The 810-nt window shown below is 27.7% G+C and carries 1 protein-coding gene; it reads right to left on the reverse strand.

The window, feature by feature from the left end; genetic code table 11:
• Nucleotides 1–175: 175 nt before the first annotated feature.
• Complete coding sequence (locus ABEY15_RS24215) at nt 176–571, reverse strand: hypothetical protein (RefSeq protein WP_429892500.1); 396 nt, start codon at nt 569–571, stop codon at nt 176–178.
• Nucleotides 572–810: the final 239 nt, after the last annotated feature.

The following is an 810-nucleotide window of genomic DNA, read 5'->3' on the forward strand; positions in this document are numbered from 1 at the left end:
GAGTAGAACGTCGCCTGGTTTACCAAAGTACCAGCTAATCAGCTGGTGCTTTTTTATTTTGAATCAGTTAATTGTTGATATTTAATAAACCATAAAGGACTGTCACTTATTGATAGTCCTTTTATGTTCTTAGTACATAATTTGGTTATCAAGTACTTGAACAACCTAAATCTAGTCATTCAGAATTATCAATAATAGTAGGAATTGTATCAGATTGTTTAAAAACATAGGTTTTATTATCAATTTTTATTTTAAAAGTTCTTCCTTTTTTATTATAAATGATTTTCAAGTTATGAAACTTAGAACTGTTAATTACATACGTCGTATCTGTTTTCTGTGTATAAGTTCCTTTATCTGTCTCAGAGCGATTATAATAATAAAATGAATGATGATCTTCTTCGTCAAATACTAATGTTGCAAATGGAAGTTTTTTGCTGTGGTAAGTTCCAATTAAAGTTGACTCATATAAATTCTGTATTTTAGGGACGTTTGTTGCTAAAATAATAAATACTAAAACTAACAATAGCACAATACTTTTATCAACCCACTTTTTCTTTTGAACTTCAGTCATTCATTCTACACTCCTTCCTTAATTTAAAAATATTTAAATAAAAGAAGAACTATTCTAAATAGAGATTTATTCCATGCTGAGTTATTTTATTTTTGAGTTATGACATAGTCTCTAGCTCTTTGATGTAATAACCTAGTTGAACAACTAATACAAACACAAAAAACGAACTGTTTATAACAGTTCGTTTTTTCACGCTGTTGAAAAACAACCTTGTCAATTAAATTACCAAATTTTCGTAA

The organism is Gottfriedia acidiceleris (genome assembly GCF_050457485.1).
Taxonomy (GTDB): domain Bacteria; phylum Bacillota; class Bacilli; order Bacillales; family Bacillaceae_G; genus Gottfriedia; species Gottfriedia acidiceleris_D.